Below are 1,376 nucleotides of genomic sequence, written 5' to 3' on the forward strand. Positions count from 1 at the left end.
GAGATATGGGCAAAAGTTGGTGATGCCTGATCAGGCGGCAGTTTGAAGCTGGCGGATCCCATCGCGGAACTCAACCCCTTGGATGATCTCGGGCAGACGGTTCTGTCCATCGAGTTTGCGCCATTTCTTCTGCGCTGACATCATTAGCTTGAAGGCCATGGCCAACCCGGTCGTGCGGCTGAGGCATCCTTTGGTGCGTTTCGTGCGGTGCCGGACAGTGGCGAAGGTGCTCTCGATCGGGTTTGACGTCCGGATGTGCTTCCAGTGTTCCGCCGGATAGTCGTAGAAGGTCAGCAGCGCATCCCGGTCCTTGACCAGCTTGGTGACCGCCTTGTCCCATTTCACGCCGTAGGTTTCGACGAAGAAATCGAAGGCGACGTTGGCTTCGGCTTTTGTCTCGGCCTGCCAGATGTCGTGCAGATGACCCTTGGCCTTGGCTTGCACAGATTTCGGCATCGCGTTCAGCACGTTCATGGTCTTGTGGACCCAACAGCGTTGCTCCCGCGTCGTGGCGAACACCTCGCGCAGGGCTGTCCAGAACCCCAGGGCACCGTCCCCGATGGCGAGCTTGGGGTCCTGTTTCAGGCCACGCTGCTTGAGATCAAGCAGCACCTCGCGCCAGCTTTGGGTGCTTTCACGGAAGCCATCGGTCATGGCCAGAAGTTCCTTGCGGCCATATTCATCAGCACCCACGATTACCAGAACGCATTGTTTTTCCTCAGCCATTCGCGGCTTGAAGTAGACACCGTCTGCCCAGATGTAGAGAAAGCGCCGCGAGCCAAGATCGCGTTTCTGCCAAGCCTCGTAGTCCTGCCACCAATCGGCTTTCAGGCGCGTGACGGTCTTAGCGGATAGACCCTTGGCATTCGGGCCCAGCAGCGCTTCAAGCGCCTCGGTAAAATCGCCCGTAGACACGCCCTTGAGGTAAAGCCACGGCAGGAGTTCTTCGATAGATTTCGCTTTGCGCAGGTAACGCGGCAGGATGCTGGGCGTGAAGGTGATCTTGTCTTCGTAAGCACCCCGATCCCGAACCCGCGGCACCTTCACGGGCACCGGACCAATGCCGGTCATCACATCGCGTTCCGGTAGGTGACCATGACGGACAAGACGTGCCCGCCCATCCTGAAGCTTTTCATTGGAAAAGGCCGCCATGAGGGTGGCCAGCTCGGCCTGGACCGCCTGTTCGATCAGCTTGCGCGCGCCATCGCGGATGACATCCGTGAACGGATCAGCGCTAAATCCCGATGGATCGGGCAGTTGGGTGATGGTAGACTCTGACATGTGGCATATCCTTTTCTCAGCAGAGAATCGACGGCGTCTGAACACCGCCATGATATGCCGCCCCTCAGGGCATCACCAACTTTCGCACGTTTCTC

1 protein-coding gene is annotated in these 1,376 nt (G+C 58.6%); it reads right to left on the minus strand.

Features of this window, described 5'->3' with window-relative positions:
* Positions 1–30: 30 nt before the first annotated feature.
* The gene (locus ACGYLX_RS19005) at positions 31–1,281 is read right to left on the minus strand and encodes an IS256 family transposase (RefSeq protein ID WP_394451282.1); all 1,251 of its coding nucleotides are present in this window, start codon (positions 1,279–1,281) and stop codon (positions 31–33) included.
* Positions 1,282–1,376: the final 95 nt, after the last annotated feature.

It is taken from the genome of Sulfitobacter sp. 1A13496 (assembly GCF_043557225.1).
In the GTDB taxonomy this organism is placed as follows: domain Bacteria; phylum Pseudomonadota; class Alphaproteobacteria; order Rhodobacterales; family Rhodobacteraceae; genus Sulfitobacter; species Sulfitobacter faviae.